Raw genomic sequence first — 20,572 nt, 5'->3', positions numbered from 1 at the left:
GGCGCACTGCTAGGTCTGTCGAACAGGCATGTGCGGCGCCTCGCCGCGGATCTCGACGGGCAGTGCATCGGTGGTCGCTGGTTGTTCGATCGGAACACGGTTCAGGAGTATGCCCGTGAGCGACTACAACGGCATTCTCACGCCGGAGGTTGAGCAGCTTCTCGCTGACCTTCCCGACGACGAGTGGATGGCACTGATCGCCCGCGTCCGGCCACCCGAGCCCGCAATGCAGGGAGGCCACCGATGAGCACCATTACCTTCCCCAAAATCAGCGAAGGTGGGGTACCTGATCCTGTCCAGAATCCGATCTCGGCCTATATGTGGGCGGACGCGAAACGTAATGCGAAGGATGCGGAGTCGCGTGCTCGTCCTTTGATCCGGCTGTGGGACAAGGACATGAAGTTCATCGGCCGCATCGGCGGTGAAAAATCGGTCGACATTGAGACCAGGTTGCATGACACGGGTACCGGGTCGATTGTGTTGCGGGGTTCGGATTGGATCAACAAGTTCCTGCGCACTGATGTTCGGTCGAACGATGACCTGAACATCACGGTTGATCCGTATCCGAACAATCGGAACTGGCGGTGGCGGTGGGGCGGCAAAGTCACCGCGGTTCGTAACGTTCGGACTGAAAAAGGGTTGCATGAGCTGCATTTCGATGTGGCGGAGAACCGGGAGCACTGGAAGCACCTGTATTTCGCGGCGACGCCGTGGTGTGCACCGGAATTTCAGCCACTGAAGGCATGGGTGCTACCGGGGAACACGCGCACGATTGTGGCGGTGACCGGGTTCGTCAACCTCGCCCGGATCTTCTACCCACCCTTGGGTGTAATCGACAATTTCGTCAACCCCGGTGCATGGCTGAAACCACTGACTGATGGCCGACTTTGGTCCCCGTTGGGGTGGCCAATCCAAATGCAATTCGTGAATCCACTCACCGACATCAGCCGATTCTCGGTGTTGGCGTCACGCTGGTCCTCAGCCCACGACACCACCGAAGGCATGCTCAAGGACGCGGGCTGCAACGTCCGCGCCTACACCTGGCTCACCGAAGACGAAGACTCACCACACCCCGAACTCGCTGCCCTGATCGGCCAAGAGGCAGCGCGGCCATCCCGGAACTGCATCGTCCTCGCCGTCGAGGACCAGTCTGGGGTTGTGGGGTTGACGGGCACCGCGATCGACGGGGCCGTGAACCTGGTTGCGGCGACAGCAGACGATCTGATCTCGGAGATTCTGTACGAGTTCCGTGACGCCGACGCCATCGACCCCCGCACCGGGAAGAACGTCCCCCCGTATGTCCGGGATTTCCTTGGTATCGCTCCGATCAAACCGTCGATCGTGTTCCGAGACTCGTTGGATCAGTCGCCGATCAAGTCGTCCGAGCGGGCGATCTTCAAGAGCAAGGCGAAGTCGATCCTGGCTGGCGGCAAGAGTCCTGGTTGGGTAAACCAGCTCCAAACATTCGGAATCAAATACGGACTCAGCTTCATTCAGGTAACGCAAGCAGGCGTCTACGCGTTTGGTACGGGCGGAGCAACCGGCCCAGCCCCGATCGGGTCCGGCATCGAAGAGTCCTACCAGGGGCAGTTCGACAACATGCTGTTGGCGTTCATGCGGAACACGGACCCGATGCGGGAGATCGCAGCCGGGGACATGGGCTATTTGGAATATTTCACTCAGGAGGGTGGCGGTACCGCCTACACCATCAGCTCCGCACTCACACTGCGGCAGGGGCATTGGAAAACCCGCCCCTACCAGTCATTCAAAGTCTCGATCTGGAACCGCCGCCTCTACCAGGTCTACTACGACTTTGATCTTGGGACGCGGGCACTGTTCGAGATCGACGGCCTGCTCTACACCGACCAATTCACTGCCATAAGAATGCATTACGACGAATCAACCCCGAAGACTTTCGAGGTGACGATCGGTACCGGGTCGGAGCAGGAAAACCCCATGGGCCAAGCAGTCCGCACACTACAAACTATGTGGTCCGCAATCGGCACACTGTTCGGCTCCAACGACTTGTTTTAGCCGGAATGGACAAGGGTGTCGGGGCACAGTTCACGTTGCGCAGCATTCACCCACGCCCAGCCATCACCGAGTTTCATGTAAGACTCGGCGACCACATGCGTTGGCGTACCAGTCTTGATCATCGTGCAGATCTGGTAGCCGTTCGCCAGCCGACCCGCATCGGTCGTGTACATGGAGATGTAGTTGCGCGGCGGAATTTGGTCCAAAAAAGCCTGGTCATCCGCCTGAGCCACCCCAGACGGTCCCAGCAACAACCCCATCGACGCCACGCCGAGACCCGCTGCCCACGTAACGCGCTTCAACACACCAATCCTTGCCACTCACAACAAGTACCACCTAACAGACCACCCCCGCAGGTCTTCACATCTATCAGGAGCTGGGCTGATGAATCCCGCCGACAACTGGGCTGAGCGCATCGCCCGCCACATCAACCCCGACGGCACAGTCTCCGTGCCGCCGCGCATCGCGTACTGGCTGGAATCCCAAGCCGGACTCACAGCCGACCGCCGCATCGGGCTACGCATGACCGACCCCGAAGCCTACGAAGCATTGGCGGCGCTCCATATCGTCGCCCTCAGCCACGGTTCCGCTTCCGGAACCAAACCGGCAGAGGCACAAGACGAATCGGCAGACTTAACCCAGTGGATCACAACTCAACAAGCCGCGGCCCAGCTCGGCATCACCACCCGCGCCATCCGTAAACGATGCACCGCCGGACAACTCCAAGCCACCCGCCACGGAAACCGCTGGCTCATCCAAACAGCACAACTCAACAGCCACAAACTGACCGCCTGAACGGAGACTGCACATGCAACTCAACGAAGCCATAACCCAAATGGCAGAACTACGCAAAGCCCTTCAGAACGACATCAACACCATCTGCGAGAACACCAGGTACTCCACCGCCGGCCAAGTCCACGAGGTAGCCAAAGCCATCGCCGCCGCCAACCAGGAAGCCGTCGAACTACGCGACGTATTCATCGCCGGCAACGACACCGCCCAACGTCAACTCAGCCGCAAACTCTTCGGCATCGGCCCCGCCGCCAACCCCTCCACCGTCATCGCCTACCGCGACGCAACCGACCGCGCCACCCAAATCACAGATCCCGGCCAACTGGCCTCGGCGCTCACCCGCGCCATCGACATGGGTGACACCAGCATGGCCAGCGCCATTGCCGCTCGCGCCCAGACCCTCGGCGCCAACGACATCGTCGCTACCTATGCCACCAGCACCGGCCAAACCGACACCTACAACGAGCTGCAGGCCATACCCACCGGCCGCAACATCAACACTGCCACCGCGGTCGTATTCAGTGTCGGAAGCCTCAGCCTTCCGCCCGACGTCGCACAGGAGATTTACCCCTCCGGGATGGGCGACACCCGACAGCTGGAGAAGCTCGCTGCCACGCCGCCCGAAGCACCCACCAAGCCCAGCAGCGGCCCGACCCGCGCCTACATCTAGACCACCACCAGCCGCCCGACACACGGGGCGGCGGGGGGCGGAAAGGCGTGGCCGGTGCCCGAACCTCGGAAGCCAGGCACCGGCCACGCACCCCACAACCCACAGCGGGGAAGGCCATCCACTAATGACCGTCTACGTCATCACCGGGCCACCGGCAGCCGGCAAAAGCGCCTGGGTCCGAGAACACGCCCAACCCGGACGAGACATCACCATCGACTACGACACCCTCGCCAACGCCCTCACCGCACAACCCGCCGACAACCACTCCCACGGTCAGCACACCCACGAACTCACGCTGACCGTCAGACGCACAGCCATCCAAGGCGCCCTCAAGCTCGCCACAATGCTGCCGATCAACGTCTTCATCATCGACAGCTACCTCTCACCCACAGCCGTGGCCCAGTACGAAGAGATCGGTGCCACGCTCCTCACCCTCGACCCCGGCAAGACCGTGGTCATGGACCGCTGCCGAGAGACCAACCGGCCCAACCACGCCATCACCGCGGCAGAACGCTGGTACCAACGATAATGACAAGTGCAGCTAATGAGTTTGCTGAAAGGGCCACGACAGTTAACTGGCCGGGCGAGGGCTGGCGTCACCCTGACCTGCGACGATGCAGACCGCAAGGCTCTGACCTGCGTATACCCTGGGGGACTACCCCTCCGACCTCCCACGACGCCGCTCGCGGTATAGGCATTAACTCCCCCCGCGATCTGAACGTATGCCGATGTTGAGGCAAAAATGTTTGCTGGAATGGCTGGAAAGTTTGCTGTAGGAGGTAGCTGTGGCTGAGGTTCATCGTGCGCCGGCTGGTTTGCGGGCGCGGGGTAAGCGCTTGTGGTCGTCGGTGACTGCGGATTTTGAGCTGGATGAGCATGAGTTGGCGTTGTTGGAGGATGCTGCTCGGACGGCGGACTTGATCGCGCAGTTGCAGGAGCGTATCGACCGCGATGGGGTGATGACTGAGGCGTATGGGGGCCGTGCGCATCCGTGCTTGGGGGAGGTTCGGCAGCAGCGGCTTGCTTTGGCGCGGTTGTTGGTGGCGTTGCGTGTGCCTTCGGGCGAGGAGTCCGACGAGGACGATGATGAGCCGGTGCGCCGGTCTGGTCGGCCGCAGCGTCGTGGGATGCGTGGGATTTATGCGGTGGGGAATCCGTGAGGCGGCGGCGTACGGCTGATTGGGAGCCGGATTTCGTGGCCGTGTGTTCGCAGGTTCCGGATGCGATCGCTGTCAACGATGCCCGGGGCAATCTGATCGGTTTCGATGAGTCGGCTGCGCATGAGTATGAGGCGGCCCAGTTGGGCGAGGTCTGCGGGGATGAGTGTAGGGCCGCTGGACACCTGGTCTTGCTGTAGGTGGGCTTCAGTGGCGCCGGTCGCTATATCGGCCAGACTGTAGGTCTTCAAGGTGTGGTCGGTCCCAACCGCGGCGCCCGGTTGATCTAGGTTCCTTTGCGCGCAGCCCGGACCATCTGCCGAACTCCCTGATCGTCAGGCGTCAGGCCCATCTTCTTCAGCTGATCCTTCACGCTACGAATGGCGTCAGCCTCAGATCCGCCACTAGGGATCTCTACTCCCGATGCCACGCGCTTCTCCAAGTCACGTTGAAGCTGCCGCATACCAGCCTCATTGATCTTGAACTCCACCTTCGCCGCCCTTCCTCCGGGGCCAGGGGGGTTCCCCGGCATTACGGGAAACGTAGACCCACACACCGACAAGCCATGAACGCCTGGCGAGGAGCCAGACTTCACTCTGAAGAGTTCAGTCGAGGTGCTCGGCCAGCCAGACAGCGAGTCGGAACACATCGATCTGATGTTTCACAAGGCTGAGCACCATCTCGCCAGCCTGAACGGGATGAATGCGAGTGTGATCCAGGGGCGCACCGTTGAGGCTCAGCAGCTCGACGCACGCCATCCATCCCGTCCGCTTGTTGCCGTCCTGGAAGGGGTGATTGAACGCGATGCCGCGCAACAGGATCGCGGCTTTCTCAACCAAGGTTGGATGGAGGTCTTTCCCATCCCAGGTCGCGAACGGTTGCTCCACAGCTGATTCAAGAGCCGGTCGGTCAATGAGAGCGTGACCGAAACCAGTCACGCTCTCATTGATGTGGATGATGGCCTCGCAGTCGAGGCGTCTGGTCACCGGGTAGCCAACCAGTCCAACGTCTCGCGCCAGACTTTGGTCTGTGTGGCGGTCTCGTCCCGCACTTCATTCGCATCAACGTACTTGGATCGGGACTGCGGCCGCTCCGGTGTCGGCAGTCCGTTCAGGCTCTGCACGGTGTAGAAAGACCGCATCGAGCCTTGAGTGATCTCAGCCCAGCTATGCGCACCGGGCGGCTTGTCACCACGCGCACGTTGCCAAGGCAGTTCCTTGTGCGTCTGATCGACGAGTTGATCGAAGCTCATGTGACCGTAGAAGGCCATGACAGCATCAACGATCGATTTTTCCTCGTCAGTCAGGGCGTCGGGGTCGCCGGCAGGTATCTCGGATACGCGCCACTGCCTGTGGTGTGCGGAGTACAGGCGGCGGACTACCGGGCCGTCTTTCCATGCCTCGATCGGCTCATAGAAGGCTGGCCGCCCGTCCCACGCGAGGCTCCACGCCTGGGTGTAGTAGACGAGCTTCTGCACGGTGCGAGTGATCGGGGCGTCTTCCCCGCCATCTGCCATGACACGGAGGATGTACGCCGCAACGTCAAGCGAAGTCGCCATGGTCATCCTCCCTGTCACAAGTAGTATTGCGCCAATTATCTGATAAACGCCGTAACTGCGCAGGACGTTCCTGCTAGACCAGGCTACCGACATCCGCTCTGATGCCATCGCCCCAGGCGAGATGTTACGTGCGCATAAGTTTTTAGCATCCATCGGCGACAACCAGCGCGGCAAATCTGCTGGCATGGCCTGATCGCTCATACCGGCGATCACAAATCCCCAGGCCAAAGCGCCGTCATGCGTCTAGCGGTCGAACCCCGCCCGCCCGCAGTTTCTGCACTGCGGAGTCTGCTCCTCCCCCTATCAATCCGTCTCATTGCGGTGGACAGTAAAGCGGTAGATATATGCCGGTGACTTCTCGCTGTCGCTAAGCACGTAGGCGGCTTCATGCCCGACGAGCCCGCGCCTAACTAGAGCCTCAACGGACTTGCGGAAACGGCCATTCAGCACCACCGTTCCCTCTCGTTCTACGCGCTGCAGCAGTTGCTGCTGGGTCTCTGTCAACGGGGGCATCGTCTCGACAATCTCCTTTGGCTCGGCGCACATCGGCGTGTACAAACTCGGTAGTGGTTCAACCTTCGGCGGCGGAGCAGCCGGCGCGGCGCGACGGGGGCCTTGGATGTTGGGGTTGCCAGCGGCGCCGTACCTCTGGCGATACAGCCACCCGCGACGCGTCAAGCCGCCTGGGTAGCGTTCGGGCTCCGCTGGCTGTGGTGAGTTTCTGTGGCGGGTAATCAAATCTTCGATGTCTTCGTGGGTCATCCGCCAAGCTCGGCCGATCTTGTAGCCGCGGACCTTGCCGCTCCTTAGGCGCTCGGCGAGCCAACGTTCACCGCTAGCCATCTCCGGAAGGACCAACGCAGCAACTTCAGCCAGACTGTAGGTCTTGAACGGGGCAGCGGCTCCGCTTTCAGGAGTAGGGCATTCCGGGTGTTCATCCATGGTGGTGGATTCTGCTGGGCTGTGAGCACCTGGCAGTGGGCGGGCCGGGCGCGAATCGCGGGCACTGTGGCGAAGGGGCGGTCCTGCAACGGGGCGGGCTGCCTCCCCGCCCTTCGGTAGACTTGTTGTTGCGGGTGCGCCCCTCTGTTTCACAGCGGCATTGCGGCCCGCTTTCTCGTCGTTAGACTGGATCATGCGGGACGTCCCCCCGTTTCACGGGGTGCGGCGTCCCGCACTTCATTGGACCGGGACGCCCGTCGGTGGCAGGCACTACCGTCGGTGACCATGACGACCTACGACGGCCTGGAGCACTTCACGCGGTGCATCCTCGACCGCTACCAGCCGGTCATGGAGGACGACGCGTACTGGGCGGCGTGCGACGCACTTGCCGCTGGGGAGCTGGAGATCGCCGCCGTCACAGCTGTGGAGATGGCGCCGGTGACGGCCGCGGAGCTGGACACGTTGGAGGTCCTGGCGGAGCACTTCGATCATGTCGATGGCCCGATCGCCCGTCATGTGGTCACGGCCGTCCGGGAGCGTATACGCGCTGGCATCGGCTTGTGCTGAGGGTGGGACTCGAACCCACATGCACCGCATTTTGAGTGCGGCGGCTTTGCCTATTTGCCTACCCCAGCGTGTGCTTGGGGTGGGATTCGAACCCGCAACCGCCGGCTTTTAAGGCCGGTCGCTCTGCCAGTTGGCGTACCCAAGCACGAGTTACCGCGACAATCGCGCGGTCAACAACTCCGAGTGCTGGGTGGACATGGCCATCACCATACCGATCGGCACCGACAAGGGACCAGACGACCCCCTGCGTCCGCAGTGCGTCCGCAGCAGCTCCAGCGCACCCCGTTTGCCGCCAACTCAACAAACCTCGCTGACCTGTGCTAATCCGAACTATCAATGACAGTCAACGTTGCTAAACGCGCAGGAAACAGTTCGCGGTCAACCCGTTCAAGCCCTGGTCGGTCAGCTGAACAGGCTCCACAGGCCGGACCAGAAGTCGCCCAACAGGTCGGCTCCGGCGGCACCGGACCAGGCCTGGCCCTGGGGTGCGAAGTCCAGTGCATAGTCGCCGACGGCGCTCGCGACATTGTTGCTACTGCCGTCCCAACCGGCATAGGCAACGGAGTGCGCGCCTTCGGCCGTGGCGGTGTTGAAGTTGCTGTCGTACACGCCGAGCTCGGCAGAGGCACCCGCGCTGGCGACGGCGTAGTCGCCGACGGCACTCGCCGCGTTTCCATCGCCGTAGACCGCCGAGGCGCTGGCGTGGTCGCCCACCGCCCAGGCGTAGTTGAACGATCCGTTGTCCCCGGCCTCGGCGAAGCTGTCCGACCCTTGGGCGGCGGCGAAGTTGAAGAAGCCGTTGGTGGCGTAGGCGTCGGCGCCGTCGCCGTAGGAGATGGCGATGTTGCCGAAGCTCGACTCCGCCGTCGCGGTGCCCAAAGTCAACACGTCCAACCCGCTGATGGAGATCGCGATGTTGGAGAAGTCGGCGGGCAGGGTCGGCAGCGTCGCGGCCGCCGAACCCACCACGGCGGCGTCGCTGAAGTCCGCTGCCGCAAAAGCTGCGGCGACTCCCAGCGCGCCGGCCCCGCCATCAGCGGAGGGCGTGCCGGCGTGGGCGACCCCCGTGCCCAACGCGGCTCCGACTCCCAATCCCAGTGCCAGCATTCCGAGGCTGCCGACATAGCGCAGATTTCCTATGTTCGTGCCTTTCCTGGAATGTGCGGGTGGCTAGAACTCGGACTCTAGAACAGGTTCCACAGCCCGGACCAGAAATCGGCGCCGCCGCCATCGAGGAGGTTGGCGCCCGCGTCGGCAGGGTTGTACGGATTACCTTCCGGGGCGTAGTCCTGGACGTAGTCGCCGATGGCGCTGGCCTCGCTGTTGCTGCTTCCGTCCCAGCCCGCGTAGGCGAGGGCGTGCAGGCCCTCGGCGGTTGCGGTGTTGTAGTGGCTGTCGTAGACGCCTCAGACCACGGAGGCGCCCGCGGTGGCCACGGCGTAGTCGCCGGTGGCGGTGGCCACGTTGCCGTTGCCCCAGGCCGCGGTGGCGCTGGCGTGGTCGCCGAGCGCGGTGGCGTAGTTGAAGGAACCGGTGTCCCCGACCACGGCGATGCTGTGTGAGCCCTGGGCCGAGGCGTAGTTGAAGAACCCGCTCATCGCGTTGGCGTTCGCGTAGTCGCCGTAAGCGATGGCGATGTTGCCGAAACTCGAGTCCGCTGATGCGGTGCCCAGGCTCAGCAGGTCGATCCCGCTGATCGAGACGGCGAAGTTGCCGAAGTCCGTCGGCAGCGTCGGCAAGGTCGCCGCAGCCGTACCCACCGCGTTGGCGGCGTCACTGAAGTCGGCTGCCGCCAGCGCCCCAAAGACGCCTAGCGCTCCGGCGCCGCCGTCAGCGGAGTTCGTGCCGGCGGACGCCACTTCCGAAGCCGCCATAGCGGCTCCGATGCCCAACCCCACAGCCAACACTCCCAGGCTGCTCACACGTTTGCTGTTCCCCATTGCTCGACCTCCCCTGCTGGTCACCGCCCCTAGCGGCTGGTGGTAGGCCTGAGAGTAGGGCCGCACACCGTTGCGGCGATACAGGGTTTCCCCTGGACTTTCTGAAACTATTTCTAGGTGCAGGGGTTTGCCCAGGGGCGCGTCGGCGGGTCCCTGCGGCGCAGGCTCATAGCTGACCCATAGCCAAGGCCTAGCGGTGCCTGGTGTTTACCCAGGCAGGATCGCTGCATGACCGAAACACCTGACATCACCACCACCCCGCCCGCACCGCCGGGAGAGCCCAAGCCCTACTGGCTCTACCGGTTCGCCGCCTGGGTCGTCATCGTCGCCGGGATCGTCTTCATCGTGTCGTCGATCTTCTTCGCCGGCGTCTGGGCCAGTCACGGCGGCTTCCGAGGGCAGCACTGCCTTGGACACCACGGACACCACGGCCAGCACGCGATGTTCCACAAAGCCCACCACCGCGGACCCGGGCCCATGTGGCCGGGACCAGACCGGTCGGGACCCGAGGACCTACCCCCCTCGGTCACGACTCAGGCCCCGCCGCCCACACCGGGCCGGTAGCCTGGCAGCTCACGAACACCGGCCGTCGCCCTGGAGAGAAGGGGCGACGGCCGGCGACGTTCTGCGGCATGATGGATCGGTATGAGCGAGCCGCCAATCAATCCCCCTCCGTCTCTGCCTTCTCTTTCATCGCCGCCACCGCCCAACCGGCTCTACCAGGCCGCGGCGTGGGTGGTGATCGTCGCCGGAACCGTCTTCGTCGCTGCCGTCATCTTCGGCACCGGTGCCTACCTCAGCGGTGGCGGTTGGTACGGGCACCATCGCGGTCCGTGCATGATGCACCACGGTCCCATGATGGGTCCCGGCTTCGGTCCTGCCGGGCCCGGCTTCGGCCCCGGTGAGGAACCGGAATGGCCGGGTTTCAGGCCGGCCGGTCCGGGTAATGCTCCTGGTGGTCCCGGCGGTCCCGCCGGAACACCCGCGCCACCTCCGCCGCGACGCTGATTCCGCACGAGCCAGCGCTGCGAAGACACGAGCTCTTGACCGCAAGAGGAGACAGTGAGATGACCGAGCGCTACACCACTACCGATGCCGGGATCCCCGCACCCAGCGACGGCGAGTCGCTGACAGTCGGACCCGATGGCCCACTTCTGCTGCAGGATCACTACCTGATCGAGCAGATGGCGATGTTCAACCGGGAGCGAACCCCCGAACGTCAGCCGCACGCCAAAGGTGGCGGGGCATTCGGCCACTTCGAAGTCACCGCAGACGTCACCAGATACACCAGAGCCGCAGTCTTTGCCCCCGGCGCCAAGACCGAGACCCTGACGAGATTCTCCACCGTCGCCGGCGAGCGGGGTAGCCCCGACACCTGGCGGGACCCCCGCGGCTTCGCGACGAAGTTCTACACCTCCGAGGGCAACTTCGACCTGGTGGGCAACAACACCCCGGTCTTCTTCATGCGTGACCCGCTGAAGTTCCAGCACTTCATCCGCTCCCAGAAGCGCCGCGCGGCGAGCAACCTGCGTGACCACAACATGCAGTGGGATTTCTGGAGTCTCACGCCGGAGTCGGCCCACCAGGTGACCTGGCTGATGGGGGATCGGGGCATTCCGAAATCGTGGCGCCAGATGAACGGCTATTCCAGCCATACCTATAGCTGGATCAATGCGGCCGGTGAGATCTTCTGGGTGAAGTACCACTTCATCAGCGACCAGGGCGTCGATTTCCTCACTCAGGACGAAGCTGACCGGTTGGCCGGGGCGGATGCCGACTATCACCAGCGCGATCTCTACCAGTCGATCGAACGCGGTGAGTTCCCGAGTTGGACGCTCAAGATGCAGATCATGCCGTTCGATGAGGCAAAGACATACCGTTACAACCCCTTTGACCTCACCAAGGTGTGGCCGCATGGCGACTACCCGCTGATCGACGTCGGCAAGCTGACCTTGGATCGCAATGTCAGCGACTATCACAGCGAGATCGAGCAGGCGGCGTTCCAGCCCAACAATATGGTGCCCGGAACCGGTCTGAGCCCGGACAAGATGTTGCTGGCCCGGGGGTTCTCCTACGCCGACGCGCACCGGGCCCGGATCGGCACCAATTACAGCCAATTGCCGGTCAATGCACCGAAGTCCGAGGTGCACAGCTATTCCAAGGACGGTGCCATGCGGTTCGTCAACGCGACGGACCCGGTGTACGCGCCGAACTCGATGGGTGGGCCCAAGGCTGACCCCGCCCGTGCTGCCGAGGTGCGCTGGCATGCCGACGGTGACATGGTGCGCGCCGCCTACACCCTGCGCGAAGACGACGACGACTTCAGTCAGGCCCGAACCCTGGTCCGGGACGTTCTCGATGACGATGCGCGGAAACGGCTGGCCTCCAACATCATCGGGCATGTGTCCGCAGGCGTGACCGAACCGGTGCTCTCGCGGGTGTTCGAATACTGGCGCAACATCGACCCCGATCTGGGCAGCGCGGTGGAGGCCGGGGTGCGAGCTAACCTTGCCTGAAGGCCGGCGAGCCGCCGCAATTCTGTTGCTGGGCATGGGCGCTGCCGGCGCGGCGGCAGTCCCGATCGCTGCAGCGGGACCGTCGGAACCGGGCGTGGTGTCCTACGCGGTGTTGCCCAAGGGTTCAGTGGGCAACATCGTCGGTGCCCCGATGGGTTTCGAGGCCGTTTCGGGCGAACCGTTCCAGGCGTTCTGGGTCGACGACCCGGCATGCAACAACTGGGCCGACATCGGCCTTCCCGAGGTCTTCAATGACGCTGATCTGGCGTCGTTCAACAGCGCCGTCACCCAGACCGCGGCCAATGACCAGGGCCATTTCGTCAAGCAGGCGGTGGGGGTGTTTGCCACGCCAGAGGCCGCCACCGCGGCCTTCCGTCGCGTCGTCGACCGGACGGTCGCCTGTTCGGGACGGACCACCGCGATGCATCTGGACAACGGAGTCACCCAGGTCTGGGAGTTCAGCGGCGGGCCGGCCGCGGCGCACGACGCGGCCTGGACCAAGCAGGAAGCCGGCACCGACCGGCGCTGTTTCAACCAGACCCGACTGCGGGCCAACGTGGTGTTGCAGGCCAAGGTCTGTCAGTCCGGTAACGCCGGACCGGCGGTGAACGTTCTGGCAGGGGCGATGCAGAACTCCCTGGGACAGTGAACTTCGGACTTCTTGTCCTACCTCTCGGGTAGCGTCGGGAAGATCGACGGGCGGAGGGGTTGATATGGGGTTCGCCGCGGCGGCGCAACTGTCCCGCGGAGATGAGTCCTGTCTTGGTGGCCCCGAACTGTCCGGTGCCGCCCAAGCCGCCGACTACATCGCCGAACGCTGTCTCACCGATGCGCCGCACGGCCGTGTCGGCCTGGAAATCGAAGCGCACTGTTTCGACCCGGCCGACCCACACCGCCGCCCCGGGTGGGCGGAGATCGGTGACGTGCTGCGGGCGCTGCCTGCGTTGCCAGGCCGCAGCGTCGTCACCGTCGAACCCGGTGGCGCTGTGGAGCTCTCCGGACCGCCGCTGACGGGTGCCCTTACCGCCATCGAGGCGATGGCCGCCGATCAGGCGGTGTTGCGGGCGACATTCGCCGAAGCCGGACTGGGGCTGGTGCAGCTGGGCGCCGACCCATTGCGGCCAACGCAGCGGATCAATCCCGGCGAACGCTATGCCGCAATGGAACAGTTCTTCGCCGCCAGCCACACCGGTTCGGCGGGCGCGGCCATGATGACCGCCACCGCGTCGGTTCAGCTGAACCTGGACGCCGGTGCCCGGCCGGGCTGGGCGGACCGGGTCCGGCTGGCGCACGCTTTGGGCCCGACGATGGTGGCGATCGCCGCGAATTCCCCACTGCTGTCTGGGGAGTTCTCCGGATGGCGCTCGACCCGGCAACGGGTATGGAGCCGATTGGACTCGGCGCGCTGCGGTCCCGTCCTCGGTCTGGACGGCACCGACCCCGCCACCGACTGGGCGCGCTATGCACTCAAGGCGCCGGTCATGTTGGTGCACACGCCGGAAGCCATTCCGGTCAGCCGCTATGTGCCGTTCGCCGACTGGGCCGACGGGCGGGTGTGCCTTGGCGGCCGCCGTGCCGGTATCGCGGACCTCGACTACCACCTCACCACCTTGTTTCCGCCGGTGCGCCCGCGCGGCTGGCTGGAGATCCGCTACCTCGACAGCGTCGACGACACACTGTGGCCGGCACTGGTGTTCATGCTCACGACCCTGCTCGACGATCCGGTCGCCGCCGGCGGAGCCGCCGAGGCTGTCGAACCCGTCGCGACGGCCTGGGATGTGGCGGCCCGTGTCGGCCTGGCCGAGCCGCGATTGCATACCGCGGCCAGGCGCTGCGTGCGGCTGGTCGCCGAGCGGGCGCCGGCATCCCTGCGTGACGGGATGGACAGGTTGGTGGGCATGGTCGAACGGGGCCGCTGCCCAGCCGACGATGTCGCCGACGAGGCGACCCGGACCGGTGCCGCGGCGATGGTGACGCGATTGGCGCGCAGACTGTCATGACCACCGCCGCAATTCTGGCCCGTGACCTCACCCGGGCGCGCGACCGCACGTTGGCGCTCGTGAATTTCGATGACGTCGAGTTGCACCGCCAGTACGACCCCCTGATGAGCCCACTGGTGTGGGATCTCGCCCATATCGGTCAGCAGGAGGAGCTATGGCTGTTACGCGGGGGCGACCCGGACCGGCCCGGCATGCTGCCCGCCGACGTCGAAGGCCTCTACGACGCCTTCACACACCCCCGGGCCAGCCGCGTCGACCTGCCCCTGCTGACGCCCGAGCAGGCCAGAAAATACTGCGCGACCGTGCGTTCCAGGGTTTACGACCAATTGGAGAACCTGCCCGGTGATGCCGACGGGTCGGCGGAAGGGTTCGTGTTCGGCCTGGTGCTCAGTCACGAACATCAGCACGACGAGACCATGCTGCAGGCGTTGAATCTGCGAGCCGGCCCGCCCCTGCTCGGCACGGGTTCCCCACTGCCCGCCGGCCGGTCCGATCTGGCGGGAACCTCGGTCCTGGTGCCGGGAGGTGAGTTCGTGCTGGGCGTCAACGCCGCCGATGAGCCCTTCGCGCTGGACAACGAACGCCCGGCGCACTGCGTCGACGTGGCGACTTTCCGGATCGGCCGGGTACCGGTGACCAACCGTGAATGGCGGGCATTCATCGATGACGGTGGCTACCGGCAACCTCGGTGGTGGAGCGAACGCGGTTGGCGCCACTGCCTGCAGGCCGGCCTGAGCGCGCCGGAATTCTGGGGCCCCGACCACCGGTCCCGGGTGCGGTTCGGTTGCGTCGAGGAGCTTCCCGACGATGAACCGGTGCAGCACGTCAGTTATTTCGAGGCCCAGGCGTACGCCGCCTGGGCCGGGGCCCGCCTACCTACCGAGATCGAATGGGAGAAGGCCTGCGCCTGGGACCCAGCTCTCGGGGCGCGCCGCCGCTATCCCTGGGGCAGCGCGCAGGTGTCGCCCCAGCTGGCCAATCTCGACGGTGCCGCCCTGCGCCCGGCTCCTATCGGCGCCTACCCGGGCGGGGCGTCGGCCTATGGGGCCCAACAGCTGCTCGGCGACGTGTGGGAGTGGACCAGTTCACCGCTTCGGCCGTGGCCGGGATTTCACCCGATGATCTACCAACGCTATTCAGAGCCGTTCTTCGACGGCGACTACCGGGTGCTGCGCGGCGGATCATGGGCGGTCGCGCGCGAGATCTTGCGTCCGAGTTTTCGCAATTGGGACCATCCTTACCGGCGGCAGATCTTTGCCGGTGTGCGGCTGGCCTGGGACGTCTGATGTGTCGGCACCTGGGCTGGTTGGGCAGACCGCGATCAGTGGCGGAGTTGATGCTCGATCCGTCGCATTCCCTGCTGGTGCAGTCCTATGCGCCGCGCCGACAGCAGCATGGTCTGCTCAACGCCGACGGTTGGGGCGCAGGCTTTTTCGACGGCGCGCTGCCGCGACGGTGGCGCAGTGCGGCACCGTTGTGGGGGGATGCCTCGTTCGCCTCGATCGCCCCGGTGCTCGCCAGCCACTGTGTGGTGGCCGCGGTGCGCTCGGCCACCGTCGGGATGCCCATCGAGGCCAGCGCCACGGCGCCCTTCACCGACGGCGACTGGCTGCTGTCGCACAATGGCGTGGTGAACCGTGCGGTGTTGCCCACTACCGCGGCGGCCGAATCCGTCTGCGACAGCGCGATCCTGGCAGCAGCGATCTTCGCTCGCGGAGTGGAGTCGTTGGCGGAGGTCATCGTCGAGATCGGCGCCGCTGACCCGAAAGCCCGGCTGAACATCCTGGCGGCCAACGGTGCACAGATGGTGGCGACCACCTGGGGGGATACCTTGTCGATGTTGCACGGATCAGACGGCGTGGTGCTGGCCAGTGAACCCTACGACGAGGACCCACGCTGGGTCGACATCCCCGACCGGCACCTGGTCGAGGTGCGCGACGGCGAGGTGCGGGTCACGGCGTTGGGTGCGACACGATGACGGGTTCCGAGGCGGCCGCGGTCTCGATCACCAATTTCCTGGCTGCCGACGCGGCGCGTATCGCACTGCGTGATGACGTCCGGCACGGACTAATGCAGCAGCCGAAATCGTTGCCGCCCAAATGGTTCTACGATGATGCTGGTAGTGATCTGTTCGACCGGATCACCCGGTTGCCCGAGTACTACCCGACCCGCGCCGAGGCGGAGATCCTGCGAACGCACTCCGCCGAGGTGGCGACGCTGTCAGGGGCCGACACCCTGGTGGAACTCGGCAGCGGCACCTCGGAGAAGACCCGGATGCTGTTGGACGCATTGCGCGACGCAGGAGCGCTGCGCCGGTTCATCCCGTTCGACGTGGACGCCGGCGTGCTGGAGACGGCCGGGGAGGCGATCGCTCGTGACTATCCCGGTGTGCGGGTACAAGGTGTCTGCGGCGACTTCGAGCACCATCTGACGCACATTCCCGACGGTGGCAGAAGGCTGTTCGTGTTCTTGGGCTCGACCATCGGAAATCTGACTCCGGGCCCGCGCGCCGACTTCCTGGCACACCTAGCCGCCGTCATGCACGCCGGCGACGGCCTGCTGTTGGGCACCGATCTGGTCAAGGACACCGGGAGGCTGGTGCGTGCCTACGACGATGCAGCCGGCGTTACCGCGGCGTTCAACCGCAACGTGCTTGCAGTGGTGAACCGGGAACTCGATGCCGACTTCGACCTGGACGCCTTTGCTCATGTGGCGCGGTGGAATGCCGCAGAGCAACGCATCGAGATGTGGTTGCGGTCCCGTCGGGCCCAGCGCGTCACGGTCCGGGCGCTCGGCCTGACCGTCGAATTCACCGATGGCGAAGAGATGCTGACCGAGGTGTCTTGCAAGTTCCGGCCGGAGCAGGTGGCCGATGAGCTGGCCACTGCGGGACTGCGGCGGCAGCGCTGGTGGACTGACGCAGCAGGCGATTTCGGACTCTCGCTGGCGCTCAGGTGAGCTTTGCCGACTGCTGGCGAGCCGCGCGCCCGCCGGGCGCCGGACTGCACCTGGACAGCGCCGCGTGCTCGCGGCAGAGCTACGCAGCTTTGGCGGCCGCCGCCCGCCACGCCCGCCATGAGGCCGAGGTCGGCGGCTACATCGCCGCCGAAGCCGCCACGCCGGTTCTCGAGGCCGGCCGGGCGGCGTTCGCGGCGTTGACGGCCATGGCGGCCGCCGAGGTGGTCTTCACCACCGGGTCGCGAAATGCACTGGCACTGTTGCTGTCCCGGTGGCCCGGCCAACGTCGAACCGTGGCATGCCTGCCTGGCGAGTACGGACCCAATCTGGCAGTGATGGCGGCCCACGGGTTGCGCCGGCTGACACTGCCGGTGGACCACACCGGCCGGCTGCTGCTCGACGAGGCGGCGGTCATGCTCGGTGCCGGCCCGCCAGACCTGGTTCACCTGACCCCGGTCGGCAGTCATCGCGGGTTGGTTCAACCCTTGGCGGGCATGGTGGACATCTGCCGCGAACTCGGTATTCCCCTGGTGGTCGACGCGGCGCAGGCATTGGGTCAGATCGATTGCGCCGTCGGGGCCGATGCGGTCTATTCCTCATCGCGAAAGTGGCTGGCTGGACCGCGCGGGGTCGGGGCGCTGGCCGTTCGGCCGGAGCTGGCCGCACTGGCCGAGTCGGGTCCGGAGGCCGGCGATGTGAATGTCGCTGCGCAGGTCGGGTTCTGCGTCGCCGTGGGCGAACACCTCGCGCTCGGACCGGCGGCCGTCCGCGCGGCATTGGCGGAGGTCGGGGAGCTGAGCCGACGGGTGCTGGCGGACCTGCCCGGTTGGCGGGTGGTGGAACCGGCCGACGAACCCAGTGCCATCACCACCTTGGCTCCGCTCGGCGACGCCGACCCGGCGGCACTGCGTGCATGGCTGATCGCCGAGCACGCGATCGTCACCACCGCGGCGGGTGTGGAACGTGCGCCAGAGGAATTGACCGCGCCCGTGCTGCGGATCTCCCCGCATCTGGACACCACCGAGGCGGATCTGGAGGCGTTCCGCGCGGCGTTGGCCGCCGCCCCGCATTCCTGACGAAATCCCTGATTGCGGGCTGTCAGTGGCCGAAAAGTCCGCCGCCCCGGCCGCCTCCACCGAAGAGACCGCCGCCTCCGCCTCCACCGAACAGGCCCCCGCCTCCGCCTCCACCGAAGAGGCCACCGCCACCGCGACCCCCTCCGCCGAAGAGGCCACCGCCGGGATTTCCGCCCCCACCGAAGATGCCTCCTGGCTTGCCGCCCCCACCGAACAGGCCTCCGCCCAATTTGGGCATGGAGGGCGCACTCGGTGCGGGAATCGACGGCAGCGCCGGTGCCTGGGGAGCCGGAAGTGACGGGAACGACGGCAGTGATGGGGCCTGGGGAGCCGGCAGTGACGGGAAGGACGGCGCCTGGGGCGCCGGCAGGCTGGGCAAGGCCGGTGGGGTGAACGCAGGCACGCTCGGTGCCGCAGGGATCACCGGCGCACTGGGTGCTGGAATCGCCGGCAGGCCCGGGAAGGTCGGCGCGCTGGGTGCGGGGATCGCCGGAAGGCCGACCGGCGGTGCCGAGATCGGTGGCTGCAAGGGCAGCCCGGGCAGCTGAAGCGACGGATTGGGGTTGGCCACAGGCGGGGTGGGCAGCTGGACGGGCGCCTCGGGGAGCTTGATCGCGACGTCGGGCACGGTGGCCGGCGGGTCGGGGAGCTTGATCGGCACATCCGGCACGCTGACCGGCGGGTCGGGCAGTTGGACTGGGGGATTGGGTTTGATTACCGGCGGAATCGGCTTGACCACAGGGGGATTGGGCTTTATCACCGGGGGAGTGGGCTTGACGATCGGAGGTTCAGGCTTGATCACCGGCGGCTGGGGTTTGACCACGGGGGGATCGGGCAGCTCGATCGGCGGCTTCGGAGTGACCACCGGCGGGTCGGGCTTGACGTCTGGTGGAGTGGGCTTGACCACCGGCGGGGCGGGCGGTTTCTTCATCGGTACGCCCCACAGGAACGACAGGTCCGGCAATCCGGTGACGACGGGGCGCCGGGGCGCGGCCGCCAGGATCGGTCCCACGATGAACGGGGAGGGCGTGTGCACGGCCGGAGGCTGCAGGCCGGGTAGCGGCGGGCCGAACACCGGGGCGGGAACAAACAGCGGCGGGGTAACAGAGCCCACGGGCATCGGGGCGGGCAGTCCCGGGTCTGGGCTGTCGAGCGGTGCCGGTCCGCCAATCTCGGGCATCGGTGGGAGGCTCAACGGCGGCAGTGGAACCGAGTCCGCCGGTGCCTGCCCCATCACCGGAGGTGGCCCGCCAAACGGTTCCACGGCGGGAACCTGCAGGTTCGGAGCCCGGTGGGGCAACGCTAGGGCACGCCCCAGATCGGGCCGCAACGCGACCAGATTCGGGCTGATCTCCAGGGTCATGGCCACCATCAGCGCCGACGCCGCGGCGAACGCCGCCGATGCCAATGCCGCCCCCACTACCAGCAGCGGGCGTCGGGCCGGCTGGCCGACGGGCGCGAAGAATTCGGTAGCCGCCTCCGCTTCTTCGTCAGGCACCAGGCTGTAGGCCAGCTCGTCGACCTCGGAACCGGGAATGTCGTAGTAGGACGGGTGCAACGCCCCCGAGGCCGGTTCTTGGGTATAGGCCAGTTCGCCCGAGGACACACTGGCCGCTACCAGGCGCGCCGATGCCAGCGCTGCACCGCGGGCCAGCGCCGATCGCGGCTCGGCCGGCTCGCACACCTCGGGAGCGATGGTCTCTTCCAGCCGCGGCCGCAGTGCTGTCGAGTCTCCGTCGGAACAGATCAGAAAAAGGCCGCCCGGGTGTGTCTGGGCCGCATTCAGCTGATCGGCGACGGTGTCGATCGCGGCGGTGGCATCGCCGTCGGCCAGGGGCGCGCGGAAGATCTGAGTGACGGTGCCGTCGGTGCAGTCGACCACGGCAAGGGTTGCCGTTGCCGTCTCGACGGACAGCAGGCCCATCTGGTCGCAGCCGACCGTCTGGCCCAGGTTGTGGGCCAGGCTTGCCGCCGCGAGTACCGGCGAGATCAGTGCCAGGTTCTCCAGGCTCGCCAGTGCACCGGTGGAAAGCCGGGAATTCAATGCGGCCGCATCCAGTGGGTCCGTCACCGTCACCCCGGTCGCCGTGAGGTGATGCCCGGCCGTGTCGGCGGCGTCGCGCGCCCGCAGGATGGCGGCGATCAGCGCGTCGACTGCGGCGAACTCTGTGTCCTCGGTCGGCACGTCGTAGCTGCGCTCCTCCAGCGTGACGCCGTCACCGTTTTCACCGCAGACCAGCACGGTGTGGATGGTGGCGGGCGCACTCGACGCGAGTGCCACACCGAGAACGACGTCCATTGCTCCTCCGATTCAGTTCTGACCCGCACACGGTCGGTCGTGGCGGTGAGGGGGCGCAGACAT

The 20,572-nt window shown here is 65.8% G+C and carries 23 protein-coding genes and 2 tRNA genes; 16 read left to right on the top strand and 9 right to left on the bottom strand.

Annotated elements, in window-relative coordinates:
• The first annotated feature begins 115 nt into the window (after positions 1–115).
• Positions 116–247 carry a hypothetical protein gene (locus tag G6N09_RS20255; RefSeq protein WP_264073461.1) on the top strand — a complete coding sequence of 44 codons (132 nt, stop codon included), beginning with the start codon at positions 116–118 and terminating at the stop codon, positions 245–247.
• The gene (locus tag G6N09_RS07005) at positions 244–2,034 is read left to right on the top strand and encodes a Gp37-like protein (protein ID WP_083025495.1); all 1,791 of its coding nucleotides are present in this window, start codon (positions 244–246) and stop codon (positions 2,032–2,034) included. Before G6N09_RS20255 ends, G6N09_RS07005 begins: the two co-directional genes overlap by 4 nt.
• On the opposite strand, the gene G6N09_RS07000 is transcribed toward G6N09_RS07005, so the two are convergent.
• Positions 2,031–2,336, bottom strand: coding sequence for a DUF732 domain-containing protein (locus G6N09_RS07000; RefSeq protein ID WP_133053086.1), 306 nt, complete (start codon positions 2,334–2,336; stop codon positions 2,031–2,033). The two genes, G6N09_RS07005 and G6N09_RS07000, sit on opposite strands and share 4 nt — an antisense overlap.
• A gap of 82 nt (positions 2,337–2,418) precedes the next feature.
• On the opposite strand from G6N09_RS07000, the gene G6N09_RS06995 reads away from it, so the two are divergent.
• The 4 genes from G6N09_RS06995 to G6N09_RS06980 all read left to right on the top strand — a co-directional run bounded on the left by G6N09_RS06995 (position 2,419) and on the right by G6N09_RS06980 (position 4,656).
• Entirely contained in the window at positions 2,419–2,829 is a 411-nt protein-coding gene (locus G6N09_RS06995; RefSeq protein ID WP_083025499.1) for a helix-turn-helix domain-containing protein, read from the top strand.
• A 13-nt stretch (positions 2,830–2,842) separates the two neighbouring features.
• On the top strand, positions 2,843–3,496 hold the full coding sequence (locus tag G6N09_RS06990; protein WP_083025501.1) for a hypothetical protein: 654 nt from the start codon (positions 2,843–2,845) through the stop codon (positions 3,494–3,496).
• Positions 3,497–3,620: 124 nt separating this feature from the next.
• A complete protein-coding gene (locus G6N09_RS06985; RefSeq protein ID WP_083025503.1) occupies positions 3,621–4,025 on the top strand; it encodes an AAA family ATPase in 405 nt (134 codons plus the stop codon).
• A 256-nt stretch (positions 4,026–4,281) separates the two neighbouring features.
• On the top strand, positions 4,282–4,656 hold the full coding sequence (locus tag G6N09_RS06980; RefSeq protein WP_083025506.1) for a hypothetical protein: 375 nt from the start codon (positions 4,282–4,284) through the stop codon (positions 4,654–4,656).
• Positions 4,657–5,258: 602 nt separating this feature from the next.
• On the opposite strand, the gene G6N09_RS06975 is transcribed toward G6N09_RS06980, so the two are convergent.
• From G6N09_RS06975 to G6N09_RS06965, 3 genes are all read right to left on the bottom strand, one after another.
• Positions 5,259–5,639, bottom strand: a complete 381-nt coding sequence (locus tag G6N09_RS06975) for a type II toxin-antitoxin system death-on-curing family toxin (protein ID WP_197745907.1) — start codon at positions 5,637–5,639, stop codon at positions 5,259–5,261.
• Positions 5,636–6,211, bottom strand: a complete 576-nt coding sequence (locus G6N09_RS06970; RefSeq protein ID WP_163752698.1) for a Panacea domain-containing protein — start codon at positions 6,209–6,211, stop codon at positions 5,636–5,638. The genes G6N09_RS06975 and G6N09_RS06970 overlap by 4 nt, the downstream gene beginning before the upstream one ends.
• A gap of 303 nt (positions 6,212–6,514) precedes the next feature.
• Positions 6,515–7,153 carry a helix-turn-helix domain-containing protein gene (locus tag G6N09_RS06965; protein ID WP_133053087.1) on the bottom strand — a complete coding sequence of 213 codons (639 nt, stop codon included), beginning with the start codon at positions 7,151–7,153 and terminating at the stop codon, positions 6,515–6,517.
• A gap of 285 nt (positions 7,154–7,438) precedes the next feature.
• On the opposite strand from G6N09_RS06965, the gene G6N09_RS06960 reads away from it, so the two are divergent.
• On the top strand, positions 7,439–7,720 hold the full coding sequence (locus tag G6N09_RS06960; RefSeq protein WP_133053088.1) for a hypothetical protein: 282 nt from the start codon (positions 7,439–7,441) through the stop codon (positions 7,718–7,720).
• Here G6N09_RS06960 and G6N09_RS06955 read toward each other — a convergent pair.
• The 4 genes from G6N09_RS06955 to G6N09_RS06940 all read right to left on the bottom strand — a co-directional run bounded on the left by G6N09_RS06955 (position 7,715) and on the right by G6N09_RS06940 (position 9,642).
• A tRNA-Leu gene (locus tag G6N09_RS06955) sits at positions 7,715–7,788 on the bottom strand. The genes G6N09_RS06960 and G6N09_RS06955 overlap by 6 nt on opposite strands.
• A gap of 3 nt (positions 7,789–7,791) precedes the next feature.
• Positions 7,792–7,865: transfer RNA gene (locus G6N09_RS06950), tRNA-Leu, on the bottom strand.
• A gap of 257 nt (positions 7,866–8,122) precedes the next feature.
• Positions 8,123–8,827 carry a hypothetical protein gene (locus G6N09_RS06945; protein WP_083025520.1) on the bottom strand — a complete coding sequence of 235 codons (705 nt, stop codon included), beginning with the start codon at positions 8,825–8,827 and terminating at the stop codon, positions 8,123–8,125.
• Between the two features lie 299 nt (positions 8,828–9,126).
• Positions 9,127–9,642, bottom strand: coding sequence for a hypothetical protein (locus tag G6N09_RS06940; RefSeq protein WP_163752696.1), 516 nt, complete (start codon positions 9,640–9,642; stop codon positions 9,127–9,129).
• Between the two features lie 246 nt (positions 9,643–9,888).
• On the opposite strand from G6N09_RS06940, the gene G6N09_RS06935 reads away from it, so the two are divergent.
• The 9 genes from G6N09_RS06935 to egtE all read left to right on the top strand — a co-directional run bounded on the left by G6N09_RS06935 (position 9,889) and on the right by egtE (position 18,210).
• Positions 9,889–10,224, top strand: coding sequence for a hypothetical protein (locus tag G6N09_RS06935; RefSeq protein ID WP_083025525.1), 336 nt, complete (start codon positions 9,889–9,891; stop codon positions 10,222–10,224).
• 81 nt (positions 10,225–10,305) lie between these two features.
• The gene (locus G6N09_RS06930) at positions 10,306–10,668 is read left to right on the top strand and encodes a hypothetical protein (RefSeq protein ID WP_083025527.1); all 363 of its coding nucleotides are present in this window, start codon (positions 10,306–10,308) and stop codon (positions 10,666–10,668) included.
• A 59-nt stretch (positions 10,669–10,727) separates the two neighbouring features.
• Positions 10,728–12,176: a catalase gene (locus tag G6N09_RS06925; protein ID WP_083025530.1), complete on the top strand. Its 1,449-nt coding sequence runs from the start codon at positions 10,728–10,730 to the stop codon at positions 12,174–12,176.
• A 34-nt stretch (positions 12,177–12,210) separates the two neighbouring features.
• On the top strand, positions 12,211–12,825 hold the full coding sequence (locus G6N09_RS06920) for a sensor domain-containing protein (RefSeq protein WP_083025532.1): 615 nt from the start codon (positions 12,211–12,213) through the stop codon (positions 12,823–12,825).
• A 64-nt stretch (positions 12,826–12,889) separates the two neighbouring features.
• The gene (gene egtA, locus G6N09_RS06915) at positions 12,890–14,176 is read left to right on the top strand and encodes an ergothioneine biosynthesis glutamate--cysteine ligase EgtA (RefSeq protein WP_083025535.1); all 1,287 of its coding nucleotides are present in this window, start codon (positions 12,890–12,892) and stop codon (positions 14,174–14,176) included.
• Positions 14,173–15,462, top strand: coding sequence for an ergothioneine biosynthesis protein EgtB (gene egtB / locus G6N09_RS06910; protein ID WP_083025537.1), 1,290 nt, complete (start codon positions 14,173–14,175; stop codon positions 15,460–15,462). The genes egtA and egtB overlap by 4 nt, the downstream gene beginning before the upstream one ends.
• Entirely contained in the window at positions 15,462–16,154 is a 693-nt protein-coding gene (gene egtC, locus G6N09_RS06905; protein ID WP_083025540.1) for an ergothioneine biosynthesis protein EgtC, read from the top strand. The genes egtB and egtC overlap by 1 nt, the downstream gene beginning before the upstream one ends.
• Positions 16,151–17,134: an L-histidine N(alpha)-methyltransferase gene (gene egtD, locus G6N09_RS06900; RefSeq protein ID WP_083025541.1), complete on the top strand. Its 984-nt coding sequence runs from the start codon at positions 16,151–16,153 to the stop codon at positions 17,132–17,134. The genes egtC and egtD overlap by 4 nt, the downstream gene beginning before the upstream one ends.
• Positions 17,131–18,210, top strand: coding sequence for an ergothioneine biosynthesis PLP-dependent enzyme EgtE (egtE, locus tag G6N09_RS06895; protein ID WP_083025543.1), 1,080 nt, complete (start codon positions 17,131–17,133; stop codon positions 18,208–18,210). Before egtD ends, egtE begins: the two co-directional genes overlap by 4 nt.
• A gap of 22 nt (positions 18,211–18,232) precedes the next feature.
• On the opposite strand, the gene G6N09_RS06890 is transcribed toward egtE, so the two are convergent.
• Positions 18,233–20,509, bottom strand: a complete 2,277-nt coding sequence (locus G6N09_RS06890; protein WP_083025546.1) for a DUF7159 family protein — start codon at positions 20,507–20,509, stop codon at positions 18,233–18,235.
• Positions 20,510–20,572 lie beyond the last annotated feature (63 nt).

The organism is Mycolicibacter minnesotensis (assembly GCF_010731755.1).
Classification (GTDB): domain Bacteria; phylum Actinomycetota; class Actinomycetes; order Mycobacteriales; family Mycobacteriaceae; genus Mycobacterium; species Mycobacterium minnesotense.
The sequence above is the reverse complement of the archived record's forward strand: the minus strand, read 5'-3'. Positions and strand labels throughout refer to the sequence as shown.